The sequence below is a fragment of the Streptomyces sp. NPDC054847 genome, assembly GCF_053610925.1.
Genome location: NZ_JBSGZJ010000619.1, coordinates 1 through 3,241 on the forward strand (window position 1 = coordinate 1; position 3,241 = coordinate 3,241).

The 3,241-nt window shown below is 69.8% G+C and carries 2 protein-coding genes; one reads left to right on the top strand and one right to left on the bottom strand.

The genetic code is table 11. The annotated features are described in order from the left end of the window. Window positions 1-232: 232 nt before the first annotated feature. Complete coding sequence (locus ACWGH4_RS33295) at window positions 233-643, bottom strand: Fur family transcriptional regulator (RefSeq protein WP_453467422.1); 411 nt, start codon at window positions 641-643, stop codon at window positions 233-235. Between the two features lie 356 nt (window positions 644-999). On the opposite strand from ACWGH4_RS33295, the gene katG reads away from it, so the two are divergent. Beyond that, window positions 1,000-3,225: a catalase/peroxidase HPI gene (gene katG, locus ACWGH4_RS33300; RefSeq protein ID WP_453467424.1), complete on the top strand. Its 2,226-nt coding sequence runs from the start codon at window positions 1,000-1,002 to the stop codon at window positions 3,223-3,225. Window positions 3,226-3,241: the final 16 nt, after the last annotated feature.

The following is a 3,241-nucleotide window of genomic DNA, read 5'->3' on the forward strand; positions in this document are numbered from 1 at the left end:
CCCCTGGAGGTCAAGGTGGAGCGCCGGCCCGGTCGCTGACGCCCCCGGCCGGCGGCGACGGACGAACACCGGCGGCCCGCGCACCGTCCTGGCGGGGGAACTCCCTTCACCCACCGGGCACTTCCGGGTCCGACCGCACCCGGCGCCCACGCGCGCCACCGCCCCACACGGTGGCGCGCGCAGGCTGTTCAGGGGAAGCCGGCCCGGGAGTCCGTCCGTTGAAGGCCGAAGGTCAGGTGCAGGAGGGGCACACGCCCCGGTAGGTGACCTCGACCTCGGACACCGTGAACCCGAACCGCTCCTCCGCCGGGAGGTCCGCCAGCGGATCGCCGGTGGGGTGGACGTCGCGGATGGCGCCGCAGCGGGAGCAGACCAGGTGCTGGTGCGGGCGGTGCGCGTTGGGGTCGTAGCGCTTGGCGCGCCCGTCGGTGGAGACCTCCAGTACCTCACCGAGGGAGACCAGTTCGCCCAGCGTGTTGTACACGGTCGCCCGTGAGATCTCGGGCAGTCGCCGTGCCGCGCGGGCGTGGACCTCGTCGGCGGTGAGATGCACGTGGTCGCCGTCGAGGACCTCCGCGACGACACGCCGCTGGGAGGTCACCCGCCAGCCGCGTCCTCGCAGCCGTTCCAGCAGGTCACTCATATCGGTTCACCTATTCAGGCTTGGCGGAATACCCGTAGTTTACCGGCAGGTGTCCGGAACCCGATGGGATATGAAACGCGCAAACTTCTTGACCTGGACAGCGTCCATCGTAGGATCGGTTCCGGCATCAGCCAAGGGAGCCGGCACCTCCGGTTACGGCAGGAGACTGAGACATGACGGGACCACCGCCGAGCAGCCGCAGAGTGCTGCCGGACCGCGGCTGACGGCCTTTCATGTCGCGCCGCGCTGCCGTGCCGTCCCGGCAGTCCGGCCCCTTCACAGGGACACATGTGCCCGACCTTCCGCCGCCGGCACTTCACCAGCACCACGATCCCGCTCCGCCCGAAAGGATTCCCATGTCCGAGAACCCGGATGCAATCGTCACAGACCCGAAGACGGAGGGCCAAGGCGGCGGCTGCCCGGTAGCGCACGGGCGCGCCCCGCACCCGACCCAGGGCGGCGGAAACCGCCAGTGGTGGTCGGAGCGGCTCAACTTGAAGATCCTCGCCAAGAACCCGGCCGTGGCGAACCCGCTCGGTGAGGAGTTCGACTACGCCGAGGCGTTCAGGAATCTCGACCTCGCGGCCGTGAAGCAGGACATCGCCGAGGTGCTGACCACCTCGCAGGACTGGTGGCCCGCCGACTTCGGCAACTACGGCCCGCTGATGATCCGTATGGCCTGGCACAGCGCGGGCACCTACCGGATCAGCGACGGCCGCGGCGGCGCCGGGGCCGGTCAGCAGCGCTTCGCGCCGCTCAACAGCTGGCCGGACAACGCCAACCTCGACAAGGCCCGCCGACTGCTGTGGCCGGTCAAGAAGAAGTACGGCCAGTCCATCTCCTGGGCCGACCTCATGATCCTCACGGGCAACGTCGCACTGGAGCAGATGGGCTTCGAGACCTTCGGCTTCGGCGGCGGCCGTGAGGACGTCTGGGAGCCCGAGGAGGACGTGTACTGGGGTCCCGAGACCACCTGGCTCGACGACCGGCGCTACACCGGCGACCGTGAGCTGGAGAACCCCCTCGGCGCGGTCCAGATGGGCCTCATCTACGTCAATCCTGAGGGCCCCAACGGCAACCCGGACCCGCTCGCCGCGGCCCGTGACATCCGTGAGACGTTCCGCCGGATGGCAATGAACGACGAGGAGACCGTCGCCCTGATCGCGGGCGGTCACACCTTCGGCAAGACCCACGGCGCGGGCCCGGCGGACAACGTCGGCGACGACCCCGAGGCCGCCTCGCTGGAGGAGCAGGGCCTCGGCTGGAAGAACACCTACGGCACCGGCAAGGGCGGCGACACGATCACCAGCGGTCTCGAGGTGACGTGGACGAACACCCCGACCACCTGGGACAACAGCTTCTTCGAGATCCTCTTCGGCTACGAGTGGGAGCTGACCAAGAGCCCCGCCGGCGCCCACCAGTGGCGGCCGAAGGACGGTGCCGGGGCAGGCACGGTCCCCGACGCGCACGACGCGTCGAAGACCCACGCCCCGCAGATGCTGACGACGGACCTCGCGCTCCGATTCGACCCGGTCTACGAGCAGATCTCGCGTCGCTTCCTGGAGAACCCCGACCAGTTCGCGGACGCCTTCGCCCGCGCCTGGTACAAGCTGACCCACCGTGACATGGGCCCGAAGTCGCTGTACCTCGGCCCGGAGGTCCCGGAGGAGACCCTGCTGTGGCAGGACCCGCTGCCCGAGGCCGAGGGCGAGGCCGTCGACGCCGAGGACATCGCGGCCCTCAAGGCCAAGCTCCTCGACTCGGGGCTGTCCGTCTCTCAGCTGGTGTCCACCGCGTGGGCGTCGGCCTCGACGTTCCGCGCCAGCGACAAGCGCGGCGGTGCCAACGGCGCCCGCATCCGCCTGGAGCCGCAGCGCACGTGGGAGGTCAACGACCCCGACCAGCTCGCCACGGTGCTGCGCACCCTTGAGGGGATCCAGCAGGAGTTCAACTCCGGCGCCAAGAAGGTCTCCCTGGCCGACCTGATCGTGCTCGGTGGCGTCGCGGCCGTCGAGCGGGCCGCCAAGGAGGCCGGTTTCCCGGTCGAGGTGCCCTTCACGCCCGGCCGGGTGGACGCCTCGCAGGAGCAGACCGACGCGGAGTCGTTCGCCGCGCTCGAGCCGACCGCCGACGGGTTCCGCAACTACCTCGGCAAGGGCAACCGCCTGCCGGCCGAGTACCTGCTGCTCGACAGGGCGAATCTGCTCAGCCTCAGCGCCCCCGAGATGACCGTCCTCGTCGGTGGCCTGCGTGTGCTGGGCGCGAATCACCAGCAGTCGCAGCTCGGCGTCCTCACCACGACGCCCGGGACGCTGACGAACGACTTCTTCGTCAACCTGCTCGACCTGGGCACGACGTGGAAGGCGACCTCCGAGGACCAGACGACCTTCGAGGGCCGCGACGCCGCCACGGGCGAGGTGAAGTGGGCCGGCAGCCGTGCCGACCTCGTCTTCGGCTCGAACTCCGAGCTGCGCGCGCTCGCGGAGGTGTACGCGAGCGACGACGCGAAGGAGAAGTTCGTGAACGACTTCGTCGCAGCGTGGGACAAGGTCATGAACCTCGACCGGTTCGACATCGCCTGACGTGATCCCCGGGATC